The organism is Halomonas sp. DP5Y7-2 (genome assembly GCF_019802025.1).
Lineage (GTDB): Bacteria > Pseudomonadota > Gammaproteobacteria > Pseudomonadales > Halomonadaceae > Halomonas > Halomonas litopenaei_A.
This window is the reverse complement of the sequence record NZ_JAHVHY010000001.1, coordinates 600124-618301: the sequence shown is the minus strand read 5'-3', so window position 1 is coordinate 618301 and position 18178 is coordinate 600124. Positions and strand designations below refer to the sequence as shown.

Genomic DNA, 18178 nt, shown 5'->3' with positions numbered 1-18178 from the left:
GTGTTGACAGCGACACGATACGGCAACAACGCGATACGACAACGACAAGAGTAGGAGCACGCCATGACAGTCCGCGATATTCCGATGATCATCGATGGCCAGGCCGTCCCCTCGCAGTCCAGTGAATGGCGCGACGTGACCAACCCGGCCACCCAGGAGGTGGTAGCCAGGGTCCCCTTCTGTACCCTCGAAGAGGTCGACAAGGCGGTCGCCAACGCCCACCAGGCCTTCTCCAGCTGGCGCAAGGTGCCGCTCGGCAAGCGCATGAGGATCATGCTGAAGCTGCAGGCGCTGATCCGCGAACACACCCCTGAGCTTGCGGCCTTGATCAGCGAGGAGCATGGCAAGACGTTGCCCGATGCAGAAGGAGAGGTGGGGCGTGGGCTCGAGGTGGTGGAGCATGCCTGCTCGATTACCTCGTTGCAGCTCGGCGAGGTGGCGGAAAACGCGGCCAGTGAGGTGGATGTCTATACCCTCAACCAGCCCCTTGGTGTGGGCGCCGGGATCACCGCTTTCAACTTCCCCATCATGTTGCCATGCTTCATGTTTCCGCTGGCGATCGCCACGGGCAATACCTTCGTCCTCAAGCCCTCCGAGCAGGATCCCAGCTCGACCATGCGGCTGGTCGAACTGGCCCTTGAAGCCGGTGTCCCGCCTGGCGTGCTGAATGTCGTGCACGGTGGCCCAGATGTGGCCAACCGTCTGTGCGAGCACCCGGATATCAAGGCCATGTCCTTTATCGGCTCGACCCATGTCGGTACCCAGCTCTACCGCCGGGCCAGCGAGTCCGGCAAGCGTGCCCAGGCCATGATGGGAGCCAAGAATCACTGTGTGGTCATGCCCGATGCCAATCGCAGCCAGGCTATCAACAATCTGCTGGGTTCCGCCTTTGGCGCTGCTGGGCAGCGCTGCATGGCGAATTCCGTCGTGGTGCTGGTCGGCCAGGCGCGGGAATGGCTGGACGATATCGTGGAAGGTGCACGCAACATGCGAGTGGGGCCAGGCACCGACCGTCAGGCGGATCTCGGCCCACTGGTGTCTCCGGCGGCCAAGGACCGGGTTGAACGCCTGATCGCCCAGGGTGAGCAGGAGGGCGCCAGGCTGCTGGTCGATGGGCGTGGCTGTCAGGTGGAAGGTTATCCCCAGGGCAACTTTGTGGGGCCTACACTGTTTGCGGGTGTTACCGCCGAGATGGACATCTACCGGGAAGAGATTTTCGGCCCAGTGCTGTGCGTGGTGGAAGTGGACACGCTGGATGAGGCAATCGCCTTCATCAATGCCAATCCTAACGGTAACGGCACCTCGATCTTTACCAACTCGGGATGGGTGGCGCGGCGCTTCGAGACGGATATCGATGTGGGGCAGGTAGGCATCAATGTGCCGATCCCGGTACCGGTCGCCTATTTCAGCTTCACCGGCTCACGGGCATCCAAGCTGGGCGACCTGGGCCCCAACGGCAAGCAGGCGATCAGTTTCTGGACCCAGACCAAGACGGTGACTGCGCGCTGGTTTGAGCCTGAAAATGTCTCCTCTGGCATTAACAGCACGATCTCGCTGAGCTGAGCTGAACCGAACTGAAGGAAGCCAGAACCCCCGACAATGCCCCGGCCACGGGGCATTGTCGTGTGTAGACAGGTGGAGCGTGTTCGATCAAAGGACAAGAGTGAGAGCGCTTGCTTTACGTTAACGTAAAGTCAGTTTTTTGAGAGCCACCTCACTCAATGCTGGAGTCCGCCCATGTCGTCTCGCTCGTCATCCGTTTCTCCTCCTCTCTCGTCTTCGTTATCTTCTGCCTCATCTTCTTCCTTGTCATCGCCGGTACCGTCGTCCGGTGATCCGTCCCTGAGTCGCTTTCCCATTCCAGCATCTCTTGACGAGCTGCCCGACGATATTCGTGACAGCATTCTTGCCGTTCAAGACAAGGCGGGTTTTATCCCCAATGTGTTCTTGATGTTGGCCCATCGGCCCGCTGAGTTTCGTGCCTTCTTTGCCTATCACGATGCCCTGATGGAGCGGGAGTCAGATACCCTGACCAAGGCCGAAAAGGAGATGATCGTGGTCGCCACCAGCGCGCGTAACCGCTGCCTGTACTGTGTGGTGGCCCATGGCGCCTTGGTAAGGCTCTACAGCAAGGATCCATTGTTGGCAGATCGCGTGGCGATCAATCACCATAGCGCGGATCTGAGCGAGCGGCATCGTGTGATGCTGGACGCCGCCATTCACTGCGGCATCGACGTAGGAGAGTTGACCGAAGAGTGGATGACGCGGCTGGAGGCAGTGGGCTTTACCCAAGACGACATTTGGGACATTGGCGCCATCTGTGCCTTCTTTGGCCTGTCCAATCGATTGGTCACCTTGACCGGCACGCCACCGAATCCAGAGTTCTACCTGATGGGGCGAGTGCCCCGTGAGTCCAACTCTTAGGTTCGCCAGGCAAGCGAGCTCGAGGAAACACAGCATGCCAGCCTGCGCGGACGAGTCGCTGCGTCGCGGGTGCCTGGTGTCGCTTGGCTGGTGACCTCAGTGTCCCCGTACCCCTGTGCCGTCAGCTCAGCAGGGAGAGCAGCGGCTTTTCGGCCAGCTCGATCAGCCATCGTGCAAGCAGCTGGCGCTGGGAACCATGTGCAACCAGGCCCACGGTATCGTCGCTGCCGTCCTTGGCATCGGCGTGTGGCAGGCTGATGGCAAAATCACCCTCCTGCAGGTGGAACTCGTGGATTTCCCGCAAGCCGGCAGGTGTCTCGCAGCGTATCGAACGATAGCTGTCGTCTTCTCCATAGATCAGACGATGGCACACCTTGTAGCGCGTATAGAGCGAGAGCCCACCCGCAAAAGCAGGCCATCTGGCGGGGGTGTGGCGAATATCATCGGGAAGGGCAACATCGTCTTCCAGGGCCTGGGAAAGAGACTCTTCCAGGGTGGTGGAAAGCAGCGGGCGCCATGGCATCGCGGGGGAGGCCGTGGCCAAGTCCTCGGGTCGACGGATATCGATATCCTGATAGACCAGCGTATGAGGCTGGCAGTCGCCATTCTGCCAGCCATCGAGCAGTCTCAAGGTCAGTCTGCCCTGCTCAAGAGGGCCGAACAGCAGCGTCTGCAATGCCAGTAACAAGTGTAGCTGGCGCTCGTTGGCCTGATTGTCGAATGCAGTATAGGGCGAGGTGAACAGGCGATGCAGACGGCAGGGCGCGTGTTCCTTGGCTTCGCTGTATGGCATGGCGACATGTCCTCGAGAGCCGGGCGAATAGTGTCATTTGCTTAGCTTAATAAGTTAATCCTGTTTCTTTAAGCATGGCAACGGCTGTCTTGCTGGACGGTCTTGTTGACGGTCTGAGCGACGGCCTTATCTATGGTTGCGCAGATATCTTCGTGGGGTTCCCGGTGCCAGGAAAACACTGCATCAATATCTGCGCCGACGATTCACTGCGTTGCGCGCTCTCGATTTCAACAGCGATACCGCATAGGCTCCGAACGCTGTGCTTCGGTTGCCTGGCATCGCGTTGTGCTCGGCTGATGTGTTCAGCGCTTGACTAGGGCGTCAGGCCAGATGATCGATCAGCTGCTCGGTGCCTAGCGTTCATCGTTGTGGGCCGTGGTGGGCTGATGAGGTGCAGCAGCCTGCTTGTCCGTTTCTTGCGCGTCGTCAGTGGGGGAGGGCTTGGCGGCCTTATTGCTGCGGCCTCGCTTTCTGGCTTCCTTGTTGCGATACATCATGGCATCTGCCGCACGCAGCAATTCCTCCTCGCGCAGATACTCGCGGTCGCCCGTCTCGGCCACCCCCAAGCTAATGGAGAAGTCCGGGTACTTGTCCTGAAAGGCCAGTTCGATCTTGCTGCCAATGGTACCCGCGCTCTTGACGTCGCAGTCAGGCAGGATGCAGCAGAACTCGTCGCCGCCAAGGCGGCAGCAGATGTCGCTGGACCTCACGGTCTCACGCATGATCTGGCCAAAGGTGATCAGTATCTCGTCACCCTTGTGATGGCCATAGGTATCATTGATCTGCTTGAAGTCATCGATGTCGCAGTAGATCAGGCTGACCAGCGAGTGCCGCCTTTCTGCCATGCGGATTTCGCGACTCAAGGCCTCGCTCATGCCGCGTTGATTGAACAGTCCCGTCAGCGCGTCCTTCTCCGCGTAGGTAGCAAGCTCCTTCGTCTTTTCCTCGAGATTGCGGGCATAGATTTCCATTCGCCGCTTGGCGCTGTGCACTTCATTGAGCAGGGTGTCGATATAGGTATCGAAGACCAGTGTGATATCGAAGTACATCAACTTGTCGAGGTTATCCTTGGCCGAGGTAAGGCTGTGTTGGTCTGTCAGGTTTTCGTCGATCACCCGAAACAGGATTTCCTTGAGGGTTCTCATGGCGGCCAGGAACAGCTTGGGCTCCACCCCGATACGCTTGTGTACCAGTCCGATGCGCAGCCGGCTGTTGACGTACTCCGCATCGTAGTAACCGGTGAACAGATCAAGCACGTACTGGCGCTGAGCGGAACGCAGCCGCTGAAGGGTTTCCGAGTCGCCGATCAGCAGGCTGATTTCATCGATTTCGGTCTGGCGCTCGTAGAACTCTTCGACAATGATTTCGATATGTTCATTAATGATGGGCTTTAGCGCAGCCAGATCTGCCAGACCTGCCTCATCAAGATTCAGGAACTCCTTGCGGCGCTGAATCTCTACCTCGCTGATATGCATCTGCTCGAGCAGGGATTTGTCGATCGGCCTCATGGCGACTCTCACCGGATTGATGCGCCGCTCGCGGATTGACTAAAACCCCCGGCGCCGACATTAAGAAGAAGTGTGTCTTCAACATATATCGCGTTACGGCCGGGCTTGCACCGCATTTTGGCGATTGTGCACGCCATTGATACACGAGGATTCCACGCAGTGCGCAAATGAGTACATGTTGGCTGGCGAGAAGGTCGTCAGCACCAGTATACCGTGGGGGAAGGGCGTGGCGCCGAGAGGCAGGGGTGAGAGGTTGAAGGGTGACGCGAAATAGCGGGTGTTACGCGCCCGCGCCGTCATGCCAGGATGACGGCGCAGCCGTATGAGTCGACGTCTTTACTGGATCACTGAGCGGAGCAGGTCGGAGACGTTGCCGCCTTGCGCGGGAAGGGCTAAAGCGGCGGCATCAGGAGGAGTGGAGGTCAGTTGGGAGACCTGGAACTTGTCACCGAAACGCAGGATACCAAGTCCACGCTGTTCCAGTTGGGCGGCCACTGGATCCGGTTGTCCCGTCATGATGCGCTGATAGCGGTCGACCACCTGCAGTAACTCTCGGACCTCGCCGCGCTGGCTGAGTACCAGTGAGTCCTGGCGACGATCACCGTCACGATTGATCCAGTCGAGGCGGTATACGTCTCCTTCGATACCCGCAACGCTCTCCGTTGAGCCAGTGGGCTCTAGGGCCAACACCTGCTGAGCCTGATAGCTGCCCAGTTGCGACATGTCCTGTCCGCCGAGCTGCCCGGCAATCGACTGCAGGTCACGGATACCCAGAACCACCGGCTGTCCGCCGAAGTTGGTCACCGCATACCCCTTGCCATCGCGAAGTAGCAAGTAGCCCTTGGCGGCGTGACGAGGGAAGTCCAGGCGAAGCTGGTCTCCTATCCAACGTGCCGTCACTGCGCTATCGGGATCGCCACTGCCGTCTACCAGGGTGGCCTGGCCGTCGGCCAGCACCATGGGGGACATGCACAGAAGGCAGGCTGCCAGAAGGGAACGGCGCATGGGGATTTCCTCTACATAGGGGTAAAGAAGGGGGAAAGAAGCACAAAGGGTGAAGACGCGTGATGCAGAGATACGTGGAAAGTGAGAGTTCGGCAGTCAGCGAAGGTTCCATGGCATCGCCAGAACGGCCTAGCGGCCACGTCAGTGTAGACCCCGGGCGGTGCCCGCGACGACTGGCGCAGCCAGGGGAGTAGCAGGCGTTGCTTGGCAACACTGAGCCAGGCGCGATCGGGATACACGGAAGCTGACGTCATCGCCTGCGGGCGACGTCGTCAGCGTGAGCTATTCAGTGATTCGGCTCAGAGGTTCTGTTCCGAGGTTCAGTTCAGTGATTCAGTGATAGGTGGCCATCGTCGATGATTCGGCGGATGGCCTGCAATTCATCGCAGGTGAAGTGCTCCAGCCTTCCAGACAATAGATCACTGATCTTTTGCATGGGTAGGCCTGCGCGGCGGGCGATCTCACGGCTTCCGAGATCGGATACGGCAATCAGCCGTGTGACGATGCGCATCAGTCGTGTGCGCTGTTCCAGGTCCCTGACGTCGAGGTCAGGGCATCGTCGAGGAGGCGGTTCTGAGGCGTCTGCTCGAGACAAGGAATCTGCGGTGCTCATGGTGCTCCAATGGGCGTTTGCGACCCCTACAGCATGCAACCTTTTTTGCTCCCTTGCCAGTCCAAAATCGGCAAACGGCTAGTGTCATTGACGGGGCCGTCAGGGAAAAGCGCAGGGAGGCCCGCTACGCCCGGGTGCACGGGCGAATGGAGGTATGCTGCGCCGATGTAAACTTAGACGAAAGAGGTATCAACCAGTGCTGCTGACGGCAGAGTAGCGCGTGATAGTTTTCTCGCTCGAGGGATACATTCAACAAGAAAGGCTCTGGCATGAGAGCTTTCCCCCCGCCTGACCTGTTCTGATCTGTTGTCCCTTCGCGGGTAGCCAGGGCGGGGGAGTTACAACGAGCGATAGATTATGCAAGCGAACAGCAGTGAAGGAGCACAGCTAAGTCGAGTGCTCGCGCGCAAGGATGTGCTGGCCCTGGCGTTTGGTGCCATGGTGGGCTGGGGCTGGATTGTCCTCACCGGAGGCTTTATCACCTCAGCCGGGAGCCTGGGTGCCATTCTGGCCTTTCTGCTCGGTGGAGCGGTCATCGTGTTGGTGGGCCTGACCTACGCCGAGCTGGCGTCGGCGATGCCACAGGTGGGCGGGGAGCACGTCTACAGCTATCGCGCCATGGGGCACTTCGCCTCATTTTTGTGTACATGGGCCATCGTGCTGGGCTATCTGAGCGTGGTGGCGTTCGAGGCGGTGGCGCTGCCTACCGTCGTCGAACACCTGTTCCCTTCCTATGCGGTCGGGCATCTTTGGACGCTGGCCGGCTGGGACGTCAAGGCGACCTGGGTCGCCGTGGGCATGGCCGGTTCGATCGTCATGATGATCATCAACTACGTTGGCGTGCGCACCGCTGCGCTGGTGCAGAAGCTGGTGACCTTGCTGATCCTGGCGGTGGGCGTGATGTTCATTACTGGCGCCTTGTTCGAGGGCGGCAGCGCCAATCTGACACCGCTGTTCAACACCGAGAGCGGGGTGCTCGGGGGAATCACCATGGTGCTGATCATGGTGCCGTTCCTGTTCGTCGGCTTTGATGTCATCCCTCAGGCTGCGGAGGAGATCGACCTGCCGTTTCGCGATATCGGACGCGTGTTGATGCTGTCCGTGGTGCTGGCCGTGTTCTGGTACGCCTTCATCGTGCTGGGGACCGCGCTGATGCTGTCTCCCGCTGAACTCGAGAACAGCTCCCTCGCGGTACCGGATGCGATGCGGGCGGTGTTCAACACTCCCTGGGCCGCCAACCTGATGGTGCTGGCAGGTATCGCGGGCATCCTGACCAGTTGGAATGCCTTCTATGTGGGAGGCTCCCGGGCCATCTATGCCCTGGCGCATTGCGGCATGTTGCCGGCCTTCCTGGCCAAGCTGCATCCCCGTCATCGGACGCCGGTCAACGCCATTCTGCTGATGGGACTTGTGTCCAGTCTGGCTCCGCTGCTGGGTCGCCAGGCCATGGTCTGGCTGGTCGTGGCGGGCGGACTGGGCATCGTCATTGCCTACCTGTTTGTGTCCATTTCCTTCCTGATACTGCGGCGTAAGGAGCCGGAGCTCGAACGTCCTTTCCGGGTCAAGCATGCCAGGCTGGTGGGCTGGCTGGCGGTCGTGATGTCGCTGGGCCTGATTGCGCTGTACCTGCCCGGCAGTCCTTCGGCGCTGTCTTCGATCGAGTGGGGACTGTTCGCCGGCTGGATGGGACTTGGACTGGGGCTGTATGTGTGGTCCCGCCAGCGCTACGGCACCGACTACAGCGATCGCCAGATGAAGCGTGAGCTGGCGGGGGCTGGGCAGGACGTCTGAGTCCGCCGCGTCACCGGCCGATCCATCATGAACCGTTATTCAACGCTAGCGGGTGAGCGGGCGCAGAGCCTCGCGCCCGCAGCCAGGCCGCGGCAGCGGCCTGGTGGGTAGCGTTGACGTCATGAATCTGCAGCGATGCATCTAAGACCTTGTGAGAATTGCAGACAAAGACAAAAAACGTCGAAATGTTGGCATTGGCGAAGTCGCTAGGCACTTGCTAGTTTGCTTAGCGCATCTCGAATCGATCAACAACAACGTCACGATGGTTCCCACGAGGAACGGAGGAAGATCATGCGAGCACTGACATTCGCCCTGACGGCGTCCCTGCTGGTTGCCAGCCACACCGCGGTGGCCCAGAGCCAGCTGTCGATTGCCACTGGCGGTACCGGCGGCACCTATTACCCCTATGGCGGGGGCCTGGCAGAGCTGATCAAGAAGCATGTCGATGGCTATGATGCCGTGGCAGAGGTCACCGGTGCCTCGGTAGAGAATATGGGGCTGGTGTGGCGCGGCGACTCGGACCTTGCCCTGGCGCTGGCGGATACGGTGTACCAGGGTGCAACCGGCACCGGCGATTTCGAGGGGCGCAAGCTCGAGAACATTCGTGCTATCGCGTCGATCTACCCCAACGCGGTGCAGATCGTCACCATGGCGGACTCCGGTATCGACTCGCTGGATGACCTGGAAGGTAAGGTGGTATCGGTGGGCGCCCCGGGTAGCGGTACCGAACTTAACGCTCGTGCCATCCTTGAGGCCAACGGCCTCAGCTATGACGACTTCGACGCACGGCGCCTCAACTTCAACGAAACCGCTGATGCCTTGCGTGACGGCGATATCGATGTCGGCTTCTGGAGTGTCGGTCCGCCCACCAGCTCGATTCTGAACCTGGCGACCACCAGCGACGTGCGCCTGATCGGTCTCAGCGACGAGGAAGTCGCCAATGCCCAGGAAGACGAGCCGGTATTCGCCGCCTACGAGCTCAAGCAAGGCCTTTATGAAGGCATGGACGCCGCGGTGCAGACCCTGGGCGTACCCAATGTGCTGATTGCCAGCAGCGAGATGGATGACGAGCTGGCCTACCAGATCACCAAGACGTTGTTCGAGCAGACCGATGAACTGATCGCCATTCATCCTGCCGCCAATGACACCACGGTTGAGTTCTCGGTGGAGTCCACGCCCATTGCCTTCCATCCGGGTGCCCTGCGTTACTACGAGGAAGTCGGTGCTGAGGTGCAGGACAAGCAGCGTCCCTGATGGTCATGGGGACACGCTTCACAAGGCGAGCCATGTGGCTCGCCTTGTGCGTGCTATGGCTGGGTGTGGCGCCGATGACCGCAGCGGCTGCGGAGCTGACGTCGAGCTGTGACGATCAGCTGACGGTACGCGATAGTCAGGGCAGGCTGCTGGTGGCAATCCCGATGCCGCCTGGCGCTGGGTGGTGCATGGCCTGGAACCATTCCGTGGAAGGGTTCGAGGTGCTCGACTGCTACCGTCACGTAGAAGGTCAAATGGTGCTGGAGCGCAGCCACCTGCCCGACTTTGCCGCCGGCCTTGACCATGTGCCGGGCCGCGGGCGGCAGGTCAGTGATGGGCAGGGAGGCTACTGGATCAACGATATCGACGAGGCGGTGCCGGGTAATCACTACCGGCTGCGGGTCGGCGCCAAGCGCGTTGATCACCGCCTGGTCAGCCGTGGAAAGCCCACTCTGGAAAGGTTGGTCGCGGCGGGACGGTCGTGTGCAGCCGCCTGGGCGGAAGCGTTGCCCGCGCAGGCTACCCCGATCAGCTTGAGCGATATCGCGGCCGGGCGTTTGGTCAGCGTTGGCCTGGAGGGGCGCGGCGTGGATGACCATGGTCCAGGCTAGGCTTGAGCATCCATAAGGCTGGCATGACCAGCCATTGTCTAACGTACATGCAAGGCGAAATTCGCCGATAGGGCAGGGAGCGACCGTCGCTGCTGCACCATTTGATGGCGCAAGGCTGACACCAGCATGCCCCTGACTGACACTCCCAGGAAGATAACGATGAGCGAATCGCCAGCTTCTCCCGTGGTGCCTGGCAGCCAGGCCAACCACTCGAAAATCGTACTGTGGCTGATCTCTCTGGTAGCGATCGGCCTGTCACTGTTTCAGCTTTATTCGGCTGGCATCCAGCCGCTCGGCTTGTTCTATCAGCGCAGCATCCACCTGGCGCTGGTCATGATGCTGGCGTTTTTGATGTTCCCCGTGTTCGGCCCGTCCCGAGGGCGAGGCCCGGTGGGAGCGCTCATCGACCTGGTGTTCTTCTGTGGCGCCGTCGTCACCGGCGGTTATATGGCGCTGTATCTTGACGAGATCATCAATCGCGCAGGATTCTGGAGCCAGACCGATATCTGGGTGGGCATCATCGCCACCGTGACCGTGCTGGAGGCCAGTCGGCGAGCGGTGGGGCTTGGCATGACCATCATCGGCATGATCGCCATTCTCTACGCTTTTGCCGGCCCCCGGGGCGAGTTGCCCTGGCTCGGGCAGTTCCTGCCGGGCATCCTGGAACACCGCGGCTACAATCTGGATCGCCTGGTGGGCCAGCTGTACCTGGGCCAGGAAGGCATTTTTGGTCTGCCCATGGGGGTAGCCGCCACCTACATCTTCATCTTTGTCCTGTTTGGTGCCTTTCTCGAGATCACTGGCGCAGGCAAGTTCTTCATCGATCTGGCGTATGCCGCCACCGGGCGCCAGCGCGGTGGGCCCGCCAAGGCTGCAGTGATTGCCTCTGCCGGGATGGGGTCGATCTCAGGGAGTGCCATCGCCAACGTGGTGACCACCGGCGCCTTTACCATTCCTCTGATGAAGCGACTTGGCTACAAGCCGCATCAGGCGGGGGGCATCGAGGCCGCGGCCTCTACCGGGGGGCAGATCATGCCGCCATTGATGGGGGCTGGGGCATTTCTGATTGCGGAATACACCCGGCTGCCCTACCTCGAGGTGGTCAAGGTCAGCATTCTTCCGGCCTTCATGTACTTTGGCACGGTCTACCTTTTCGTCCACATCATCGCCCTGAAAGAGGGCATGCAAGGCATGGCCAAGGAAGAGCTGCCGCAGATGAGCGACGTGCTCAAGCATGGCTGGCACTTCCTGCTGCCGCTGGCGGTGCTGGTGTGGCTGCTGGTGATGAACATGTCGCCGATGCGGGTCGGCTATTACGCCATCGTCTGCATGCTGGTGGTGGCCGTGTTGCGCTTCGCCGTCTGGTTCTTGTTCGTTGCGCCAAAGGAGGGGCAGCCGGTCAATGCCCAGCGCCTGGCCCTGGCCTGTCGTAATGGCCTGATGAAGCTACTTGAGGGGCTGGAGCTTGGGGCACGCAACGCGGTGGCGGTGACCATGGCCTGTGCGGTGGCCGGTATCATCGTTGGCGTGGTCGGTTTGACCGGCCTCGGCCTCAAGTTCTCGGCCATGATGCTGGCCTTCTCCAACGGCCACTTGCTGCTGGCGCTGATCATGGTGCTGCTGGCCAGTCTGGTACTGGGCATGGGCCTGCCGGTAACGGCGAGCTACATCGTGCTGATCGTGCTGGTCGGTCCGGCACTCTCCAATGAGTTTGGCGTACCGCTGCTGATCGCTCACCTGGTGGTGTTCTGGTACTCCCAGGATTCCAACGTGACGCCACCTATTGCACTGGCAGGCTTTGCAGGTGCTGCCATTGCGGGTGCCAAGCCGATGGAGACCAGCTTCCAGTCCTGGAAGTTCGCCAAGGGCCTGTATCTGGTGCCGCTGTTCATGGTCTACAACCCTGAAATCATTATCGGTGGGCCGGTCTGGCTGTTGATCTGGAAGGGCGTGACGGGCCTGCTGGCGTTGGGTGCCTTTGCGGCGACGCTGGAGGGCTACCTGTTCACCCGGATCCCGCTGTGGCAGCGGTTGCTGCTGTTGCCGGCAATCGTAGGCGTGTTCCTGCCGTCGATGATGTTCGACGTTGCCGGGGCCGCGGTGATGGCAGCGATCATTGGTTTCAACTGTTGGGAGTCGCGCAGGGTGGCAACGCCCGCCTAGTCGGTCGAGTGACAGGTTTTTTCAGCGTGACGACAGCGCCGTGCCTCAGGGCACAGCGCTGTCGTTGTGTTGTGGCACAGGTTGTGTCGTGGCACACGTTGTCTTGCGGAACAGCGCGGCCAGATCCGCACGGGTGTGGCGGGGCCCGCGTTACTGGGCTTGAGCGCTGTCGCTGCCTTCAGTAGGGGCTGTAGCATCAGGGGCTGTCGCATTGCTGCCGCCGGCGGCCGCTGCCCCCTGGCTGGGTTCCTGCATGCCAGCCGCTTGCTCGGCCACCGCGTCGGCCTGCTCAGCGGCCTGCTTCTCCGCGGCGGTGGGCTCATCACCGCTCGACAGCAAGGCCTCCTGGGCTTGCTGCATGCTTTCACTCTGGGCGTTGCCATCGGCTCCCACCGGGTGGAGCACGATGGACACCGGAGGCTGGTCGGCGTCTGGTCCGACCTCGACCGGGTTGGCTTGGGTGCTGGTCCAGATCAGCTGGCCGTCGTCGCCCCGGATTTCCCCACGCAGGCTATGGGTGTGACGTTCGCTGACATCGCTGGTGTCATAGCTCAAAGAGAAATCGGTGGGCGCCTGGCGGTCGATCGAGACCGTGGTCTCGGCAATGGTCTTGGCCGGTGCATCGGCCAGGGCCACATCGTTAAGAAGGACCTTCACGTCAGCGCCCTGTGGCAGTGTCTGCCCGGTTTCGGCAAAGCTGACGGTACCCTTGAGGGTCATCTGTGTGGCCTGCTCGGCGCTGGCCTGCTGGCTGGTCTCGGCACTGCTCTGGGAGCTGCTGGCGTTGCTCTGGCTATCGTCGCAACCGGCCAGCGCCAGGCCAGATGTTAAGGCGGCGATAAGCAGCAGGGTCGGTTTCATGGCTCTCTCCTTGGTGAGCGTGTCGTCCTAATAGACGCTGTAACATTGGCGATGACAGAAAAAAGTAGCAGACCAATGCGCAGTCAGAATGAATGTTGCTGTCGCTGGCTGACGACGTCTGTATCGGGAGAGGTATCGCTCCCTCGGCTCTGCTAGACTATGGCGCTTCCCGATTGTTCCCTAGTCGCGGCGATTTCTTTGCTGCGGCACCGTCGTTTCTTCGAGGAGTTGCCGATGTCATCCACCTCCCCAGCGCCCCGGGTCGGCGTGATCATGGGTTCCAAGTCTGACTGGCCTGTCATGGAGCACGCCGTCACCATGCTGGAGCGCTTGGGCGTGAGCTATGAAACCCAGGTCGTCTCCGCTCATCGGACGCCGGACCTGTTGTTCGACTACGCCAAGAGTGCTGCCGAGCGTGGCATCCAGGTCATCATCGCTGGTGCAGGAGGCGCGGCCCACCTGCCGGGCATGGTGGCGTCGCAGACGGCATTGCCGGTGCTGGGTGTTCCGGTTGAATCCAAGGCGTTGAAAGGGCTGGACTCGTTGCTGTCAATCGCCCAGATGCCAGGTGGCGTAGCGGTGGGTACGCTGGCGATCGGCAAGGCTGGCGCGACCAACGCGGGGCTGCTGGCGGCTCAGATCGTCGGGCTTGCCGATAGCGCGGTGCGTGATGCGGTAGAAGCCTTCCGCGCCGAGCAGACGCAGACGGTGCTGGATAACCCAGATCCCCGTCCCCCGGAAGCTCGCCAGGGCTGAGCGTGGTTGGCGCCCCAACCCTTGCACGACCGTCGTAAGAGCATAGGAGCAAGTCATGAAGATTGGTGTTCTCGGGGCCGGACAGCTTGGCCGCATGCTGGCGCTCGCTGGCTACCCGTTGGCCAACCGGTTCCGCTTTCTCGATACCACCGGGAATCCCAGTGCCGGCATCGGTGAGGTGATGATCGACACCGACCAGAAACATATTCAGAGCTTTCTTGAAGATGTCGATCTGGTCACCTATGAGTTCGAGCATCTGCCAGTCTCGCTGGTTCAGGCGATCGAGGCGGAGCGGCCGGTATATCCGGGCAGCGAAGCGATTCGCGTGTGTCAGAACCGGGCCGAGGAAAAGGCACTGTTTGATCGCCTGGGCATTCCCACTCCCGCCTATCGGTTGGTAGACAGCGCAGAGGCGCTGGAGGCCGCCGCCAAGGAACTGGGGACGCCGGTGGTGGCCAAGTCCATCACCGAGGGCTACGACGGCAAGGGGCAGGCGGTGCTCAAGCAGCCAAGCGACGCTGCAGACGCCTGGTCGCGCATCAACCACCCGCGGCTGATCGTCGAGTCATTTGTCGACTTCGTTCGCGAGGTATCGATCATTGCCGTGCGCGGCCGTGATGGACAGGTCGTGTTCTATCCCATGGCCGAGAACGTGCACGTCGACGGCATCCTGCGTTACTCGCTGGCGCCCATGCCCAACCTGGATGACAGTGTTCAGCATACTGCCGATGAGTACATTCGTGCGCTGCTGGACGAGCTGGACTACGTCGGAGTGCTGACGCTGGAGCTGTTTCAGTGTGCCGACGGTAGCCTGTTGGCCAACGAGATGGCGCCACGGGTCCATAACTCCGGTCATTGGACCATGGACGGTGCGGTCACCAGCCAGTTCGAGAACCATTTGCGCGCCATCCAGGGCTTGCCGCTGGGCGATACCAGCGCGCGTGCTCCCACCTGCATGGTCAACGTGATCGGTCGTGAGCCGGACCCGAGCCAGGTGCTGGCCATGCCCGATGCCCATCTGCATCGCTACGACAAGAGCGAACGAGCAGGCCGCAAGCTGGGCCACATCAATCTGGTGGCCGCCGATCATGCGACCTTGCTGGATCGTGTTCGCCAGTGCGCAGCGCTGGTGCCCGATGCCCCTGAGGTGCGCTTCAGCTTCGAAGACTGAGCGCAGGTTGCGTGGCAGCAAGCACAGCGGGCCCCTTCTGGGGGCCCGCTGTCGTTTGTGCTGCTTGTACTGTTTGTACTGTTGGTACTTTGCCGCTGGCGGTCAGACGCTTGGCCGCTATCCAGGATGATCGGGCCGCTCACCCCATCAACACGGCGCTGGCCAGGCCACCGCCGACCACCAGCAGCACGAACAGGATCAATGCCAGCAGGAAGGGCTTGATGCCCAGCGCCTTGAGGCGCGATATCCGGGTATTGATGCCCAGCGCCGCCATGGCCATGGTCAGCGCGATCTGACCGCCAAGCACCAGCGCAGCGTGCAGCGGAGCCGGCAGGCTGATGACACTGTTGACCCCGACCATGACGATAAAACCCAGAGCAAACCACGGAATGACCAGCTTGGCTTTCTCGACCTGAACGCCGGCCTGTCCGTCCGGCGTGGCGGCGTCTGCTTCACTGGGCTGGCGTAGCCACCACTGGCCGACGATCAGCAGGAAGGGGACCAGCAGCATGACCCTGACCAGCTTGACAATGACCGCATTGGCCAGCGCGTCCGGGCCGACCGCGTCGCCCGCGGCGACGACCTGAGCGACTTCATGAATGGTGGCGCCGATATAGACGCCGAACAACCCTTCCTCCATGCCCAGCCACGGGTACAGCAGGGGATAGGTCAGCATCGCCAGAGAACCGAACAGAACCACGGTGGCCACCGCCATCGACGCAGCGGCAGGCCTGGAGCGGATGGTAGACTCGGTGGCGAGAACTGCCGCCGCCCCGCAGATGGCACTGCCTGCGCTGGTCAGCAGGGTAGTTTCTCGGTCCATGCCGAGGACCCGGGTGCCGATCTGATAGCCGCTCACCAGTACGGCAGTAATCACCAGTGCATCGAGTAACAACACCTTGGGACCGAGTCCTACCACCTGAGCAAAGGTCAACGATAGCCCGAACAGCACGATGCCACCGCGCAGCAGCCAGCGGGTAGCAAAGGCCAGTCCCTTGTGGGAAGACTCCAGGGTACGCCCCAACGGCAGGTTGCCCACGATGATACCCAGCAGCAGGGCGAACACCAGCGGACTGATCCCCGTGTCACTGATGCCTGGCAGGCGGCTGATCACCTGGCCGGCCAGTGTGAGTAGGGCGCACAGTACCAATCCTTGCCACATGATCCTGACCTCCTTTCATTATTGTGCTGGCATCGATACTTCTGCGAGCGGCACGGGAAGGCGTGCCTCATCTGGCTACCGACATCAGCTTTGCTCTGATGGGGCCATTCTAGGCTTGGATATATCTTTTTATTATCGTGTAATAACGAAATCTGTTATAAGTAAAACCGATATAAGAGCAGGCGGCGTTTGCGAGGCTCCTGATCACGCAGCGAGAGGTCATCATGTCCCACCCTACCCATCAGCGATCACGCTCGCGCATCACCTTGCGTCAGCTGGAAGTCTTTGTAGCCGTCGCCAGACTGGGGACTGTCAGCGCCGCTGCTCGACAGCTAAGCCTTTCTCAATCGGCCACGAGCCAGGCGCTGGCAGACCTGGAGCGGCAGCTTGGCGTGGTGGTATTCGAGCGTCCCGGGCGTAGACTCAGCCTCAACGATACGGGGCATCGTCTGTTGCCCAGAGCCGAGCAGTTGCTGGATGAGCTTGATGACCTGGTCGCCGCAGCGGTAGAGCCAGGGGATGTGCTGCACGGTAGCCTGGCGATTTCTGCCAGTGCCACCATCGGGACCTACCTGCTGCCGCCCCTGGCCGGTGAGTTCGGTGAATGGCATCCCGGTGTCGATCTGCGACTGCGCCTGCGCAATACCGGCGAGGTCATTGCCGAGGTGCAGCGTTTCGATGCGGACCTGGGATTGATCGAGGGGCGCTGCCATGAACCGGGCCTGGCCAGTGAGGTGTGGTGCGAAGATCACATGGTGGTGGTCTGCGCGCCTGGGCATCCACTGGTGGAAAAGGGCCGCATCTCGGACGTGGATCTGGCCGAGCAGCCCTGGATACTGCGTGAACTGGGCTCTGGCTCCAGGGAGGTGCTCGAGGCAGCGGTGCTTCCTCGAGTGGCCAGACTGAAGGTGCGGATGGAGCTGGGGCAGCACGAAGCCATCAAGCAGGCCGTCGCGGCCGGCTTGGGCCTTGGCTGTCTATCACGCTTGAGCGTGCGTGGGGAGCTGGAGCGGGGCGACCTGGTCGAGCTGGCCCATGACCTGCCATTGACGCGCCACTTCTCGCTGGTGTGGCATCCGGACCGCTACCGTAGCCCGGCATGGCAGGCCTTCAAGGTGTTTCTGGTGGAGCACAAGGATCGCGTCATTCACCGTCGCTGATTCAGCCTCGTCACGCAACTTGCGATGACGGGGCAATTGAAGCGAGCAGGCTAGCCACCACGTGGCGGTCTACAGGATCTGCGCATTGCCATTCCACAGCAGGATGGCAGCGATCACCGCGAAGTGAGCGGGATACCACGCCAGCCACATCTTTCTCGGCATGGTCACAGAGGGGGCTCGGACCAGGCGGCTGGCACCGGCAGCCAGCAGCAGGACCAGCAGCACGGTGGCTACCGTTACCGACTTTGCCATGTCAGAGGAATTCATCAGGCCGGCCACTGCCAGCAGCGGCAGGCAGCCTGCCACGGCCAGCAGCCGCGATGGGATATCGTCGTCGGCGCGATGCAACTGACCGATCGCCAGCATGAAGAAGGGAACCAGTAACAGCCCCTGGTGGCCGTACTCCACCCAGAAGCCGGCGAAGTACCATGCCAGCGCGATGCCCAGGGTCTCCAAGGCGAGACGTGGATAGCCCAGTTCGCCGCCGTCCTGGCGCCGGGTCAGTTGCTCGAGCCAGTGACCCGCCATCAGGCCAAGGGCCAGGGTAAAGCAGATGTTGAGCTGGAAGATCGCTTCACGTGGCATCAGCTGGTAGGGAAGCTGGGCGAGCAGACCGATGACCATGACTCTGCGGGCGTAGCGCAGGGGATCTCGGGTGTTGAACAGACCATGCCAGGCCACCATGCCGGCGAACAAGGGGAAGGCGATGCGACCGACACTCGAATCGATCCAGCCCATATGCCAGGCATCAGTGGCCAGGTAGCGGGCGACATGATCCAAGGTCATGGTGATCAGTGCAATCCACTGTCCCCAACTGGTCCAGGCGGAAGACGGGCGCGCCGCGTAGCTGGCGTTGGTGGCGAGGTTCATCGGACATCCCTGTTGTTCGCAATGTCAGGATAGACT

General features: G+C 61.2%; 16 protein-coding genes. 9 read left to right on the top strand and 7 right to left on the bottom strand.

Translation table 11 applies throughout. From position 1 onward, the window contains the following. Nucleotides 1–63: 63 nt before the first annotated feature. Entirely contained in the window at nt 64–1563 is a 1500-nt protein-coding gene (locus KUW18_RS02600; protein ID WP_222161676.1) for a CoA-acylating methylmalonate-semialdehyde dehydrogenase, read from the top strand. Nucleotides 1564–1737: 174 nt separating this feature from the next. Further along, on the top strand, nt 1738–2424 hold the full coding sequence (locus KUW18_RS02595; protein WP_206939990.1) for a peroxidase-related enzyme: 687 nt from the start codon (nt 1738–1740) through the stop codon (nt 2422–2424). A 121-nt stretch (nt 2425–2545) separates the two neighbouring features. Here the strand turns inward: KUW18_RS02595 and KUW18_RS02590 are convergent, their stop codons facing one another. The 4 genes from KUW18_RS02590 to KUW18_RS02575 all read right to left on the bottom strand — a co-directional run bounded on the left by KUW18_RS02590 (nt 2546) and on the right by KUW18_RS02575 (nt 6343). Further along, nucleotides 2546–3217 carry a hypothetical protein gene (locus KUW18_RS02590; RefSeq protein ID WP_222237145.1) on the bottom strand — a complete coding sequence of 224 codons (672 nt, stop codon included), beginning with the start codon at nt 3215–3217 and terminating at the stop codon, nt 2546–2548. 353 nt (nt 3218–3570) lie between these two features. Then, nucleotides 3571–4725, bottom strand: coding sequence for a GGDEF domain-containing protein (locus KUW18_RS02585; RefSeq protein WP_206939985.1), 1155 nt, complete (start codon nt 4723–4725; stop codon nt 3571–3573). Nucleotides 4726–5061: 336 nt separating this feature from the next. Further along, on the bottom strand, nt 5062–5730 hold the full coding sequence (locus KUW18_RS02580) for a hypothetical protein (protein ID WP_206939982.1): 669 nt from the start codon (nt 5728–5730) through the stop codon (nt 5062–5064). 325 nt (nt 5731–6055) lie between these two features. Then, nucleotides 6056–6343, bottom strand: coding sequence for an XRE family transcriptional regulator (locus KUW18_RS02575; RefSeq protein ID WP_206939980.1), 288 nt, complete (start codon nt 6341–6343; stop codon nt 6056–6058). Nucleotides 6344–6700: 357 nt separating this feature from the next. On the opposite strand from KUW18_RS02575, the gene KUW18_RS02570 reads away from it, so the two are divergent. The 4 genes from KUW18_RS02570 (at nt 6701) to KUW18_RS02555 (ending at nt 12162) form a co-directional block, all read left to right on the top strand. Then, the gene (locus KUW18_RS02570; RefSeq protein ID WP_222560734.1) at nt 6701–8134 is read left to right on the top strand and encodes an APC family permease; all 1434 of its coding nucleotides are present in this window, start codon (nt 6701–6703) and stop codon (nt 8132–8134) included. 291 nt (nt 8135–8425) lie between these two features. Beyond that, nucleotides 8426–9388 (top strand): TAXI family TRAP transporter solute-binding subunit, encoded by a 963-nt coding sequence (locus KUW18_RS02565; protein WP_206939977.1) that lies wholly within the window; start codon nt 8426–8428, stop codon nt 9386–9388. Between the two features lie 32 nt (nt 9389–9420). Continuing rightward, nucleotides 9421–9999 (top strand): DUF1850 domain-containing protein, encoded by a 579-nt coding sequence (locus KUW18_RS02560; RefSeq protein WP_222560733.1) that lies wholly within the window; start codon nt 9421–9423, stop codon nt 9997–9999. Between the two features lie 159 nt (nt 10000–10158). Beyond that, on the top strand, nt 10159–12162 hold the full coding sequence (locus KUW18_RS02555) for a TRAP transporter permease (RefSeq protein ID WP_222560732.1): 2004 nt from the start codon (nt 10159–10161) through the stop codon (nt 12160–12162). Between the two features lie 150 nt (nt 12163–12312). On the opposite strand, the gene KUW18_RS02550 is transcribed toward KUW18_RS02555, so the two are convergent. Further along, on the bottom strand, nt 12313–13023 hold the full coding sequence (locus KUW18_RS02550; protein ID WP_222560731.1) for a YbaY family lipoprotein: 711 nt from the start codon (nt 13021–13023) through the stop codon (nt 12313–12315). Between the two features lie 234 nt (nt 13024–13257). Between KUW18_RS02550 and purE the strand changes: the two genes are divergently transcribed. Both purE and KUW18_RS02540 read left to right on the top strand, forming a co-directional pair. Then, nucleotides 13258–13779 (top strand): 5-(carboxyamino)imidazole ribonucleotide mutase, encoded by a 522-nt coding sequence (gene purE / locus KUW18_RS02545; RefSeq protein ID WP_206939969.1) that lies wholly within the window; start codon nt 13258–13260, stop codon nt 13777–13779. Nucleotides 13780–13834: 55 nt separating this feature from the next. Continuing rightward, a complete protein-coding gene (locus KUW18_RS02540) occupies nt 13835–14950 on the top strand; it encodes a 5-(carboxyamino)imidazole ribonucleotide synthase (protein ID WP_206939967.1) in 1116 nt (371 codons plus the stop codon). A 139-nt stretch (nt 14951–15089) separates the two neighbouring features. On the opposite strand, the gene KUW18_RS02535 is transcribed toward KUW18_RS02540, so the two are convergent. Then, the gene (locus KUW18_RS02535) at nt 15090–16112 is read right to left on the bottom strand and encodes a YeiH family protein (protein ID WP_222560730.1); all 1023 of its coding nucleotides are present in this window, start codon (nt 16110–16112) and stop codon (nt 15090–15092) included. 224 nt (nt 16113–16336) lie between these two features. Between KUW18_RS02535 and KUW18_RS02530 the strand changes: the two genes are divergently transcribed. Further along, on the top strand, nt 16337–17272 hold the full coding sequence (locus tag KUW18_RS02530; RefSeq protein WP_222560729.1) for a LysR substrate-binding domain-containing protein: 936 nt from the start codon (nt 16337–16339) through the stop codon (nt 17270–17272). A gap of 69 nt (nt 17273–17341) precedes the next feature. Here KUW18_RS02530 and KUW18_RS02525 read toward each other — a convergent pair whose 3' ends face one another. Continuing rightward, on the bottom strand, nt 17342–18142 hold the full coding sequence (locus KUW18_RS02525) for a TraX family protein (protein WP_222560728.1): 801 nt from the start codon (nt 18140–18142) through the stop codon (nt 17342–17344). Nucleotides 18143–18178 lie beyond the last annotated feature (36 nt).

Excerpts from the sequence above, each read along its gene's own strand:
- KUW18_RS02600 (WP_222161676.1), top strand. The coding sequence starts at position 64 with ATGACAGTCCGCGATATTCCGATGATCATCGATGGCCAGGCCGTCCCC.
- KUW18_RS02595 (WP_206939990.1), top strand. The coding sequence starts at position 1,738 with ATGTCGTCTCGCTCGTCATCCGTTTCTCCTCCTCTCTCGTCTTCGTTA.
- KUW18_RS02590 (WP_222237145.1), bottom strand. The coding sequence starts at position 3,217 with ATGCCATACAGCGAAGCCAAGGAACACGCGCCCTGCCGTCTGCATCGC.
- KUW18_RS02585 (WP_206939985.1), bottom strand. The coding sequence starts at position 4,725 with ATGAGGCCGATCGACAAATCCCTGCTCGAGCAGATGCATATCAGCGAG.
- KUW18_RS02580 (WP_206939982.1), bottom strand. The coding sequence starts at position 5,730 with ATGCGCCGTTCCCTTCTGGCAGCCTGCCTTCTGTGCATGTCCCCCATG.
- KUW18_RS02575 (WP_206939980.1), bottom strand. The coding sequence starts at position 6,343 with ATGAGCACCGCAGATTCCTTGTCTCGAGCAGACGCCTCAGAACCGCCT.
- KUW18_RS02570 (WP_222560734.1), top strand. The coding sequence starts at position 6,701 with ATGCAAGCGAACAGCAGTGAAGGAGCACAGCTAAGTCGAGTGCTCGCG.
- KUW18_RS02565 (WP_206939977.1), top strand. The coding sequence starts at position 8,426 with ATGCGAGCACTGACATTCGCCCTGACGGCGTCCCTGCTGGTTGCCAGC.
- KUW18_RS02560 (WP_222560733.1), top strand. The coding sequence starts at position 9,421 with ATGTGGCTCGCCTTGTGCGTGCTATGGCTGGGTGTGGCGCCGATGACC.
- KUW18_RS02555 (WP_222560732.1), top strand. The coding sequence starts at position 10,159 with ATGAGCGAATCGCCAGCTTCTCCCGTGGTGCCTGGCAGCCAGGCCAAC.
- KUW18_RS02550 (WP_222560731.1), bottom strand. The coding sequence starts at position 13,023 with ATGAAACCGACCCTGCTGCTTATCGCCGCCTTAACATCTGGCCTGGCG.
- purE (WP_206939969.1), top strand. The coding sequence starts at position 13,258 with ATGTCATCCACCTCCCCAGCGCCCCGGGTCGGCGTGATCATGGGTTCC.
- KUW18_RS02540 (WP_206939967.1), top strand. The coding sequence starts at position 13,835 with ATGAAGATTGGTGTTCTCGGGGCCGGACAGCTTGGCCGCATGCTGGCG.
- KUW18_RS02535 (WP_222560730.1), bottom strand. The coding sequence starts at position 16,112 with ATGTGGCAAGGATTGGTACTGTGCGCCCTACTCACACTGGCCGGCCAG.
- KUW18_RS02530 (WP_222560729.1), top strand. The coding sequence starts at position 16,337 with ATGTCCCACCCTACCCATCAGCGATCACGCTCGCGCATCACCTTGCGT.
- KUW18_RS02525 (WP_222560728.1), bottom strand. The coding sequence starts at position 18,142 with ATGAACCTCGCCACCAACGCCAGCTACGCGGCGCGCCCGTCTTCCGCC.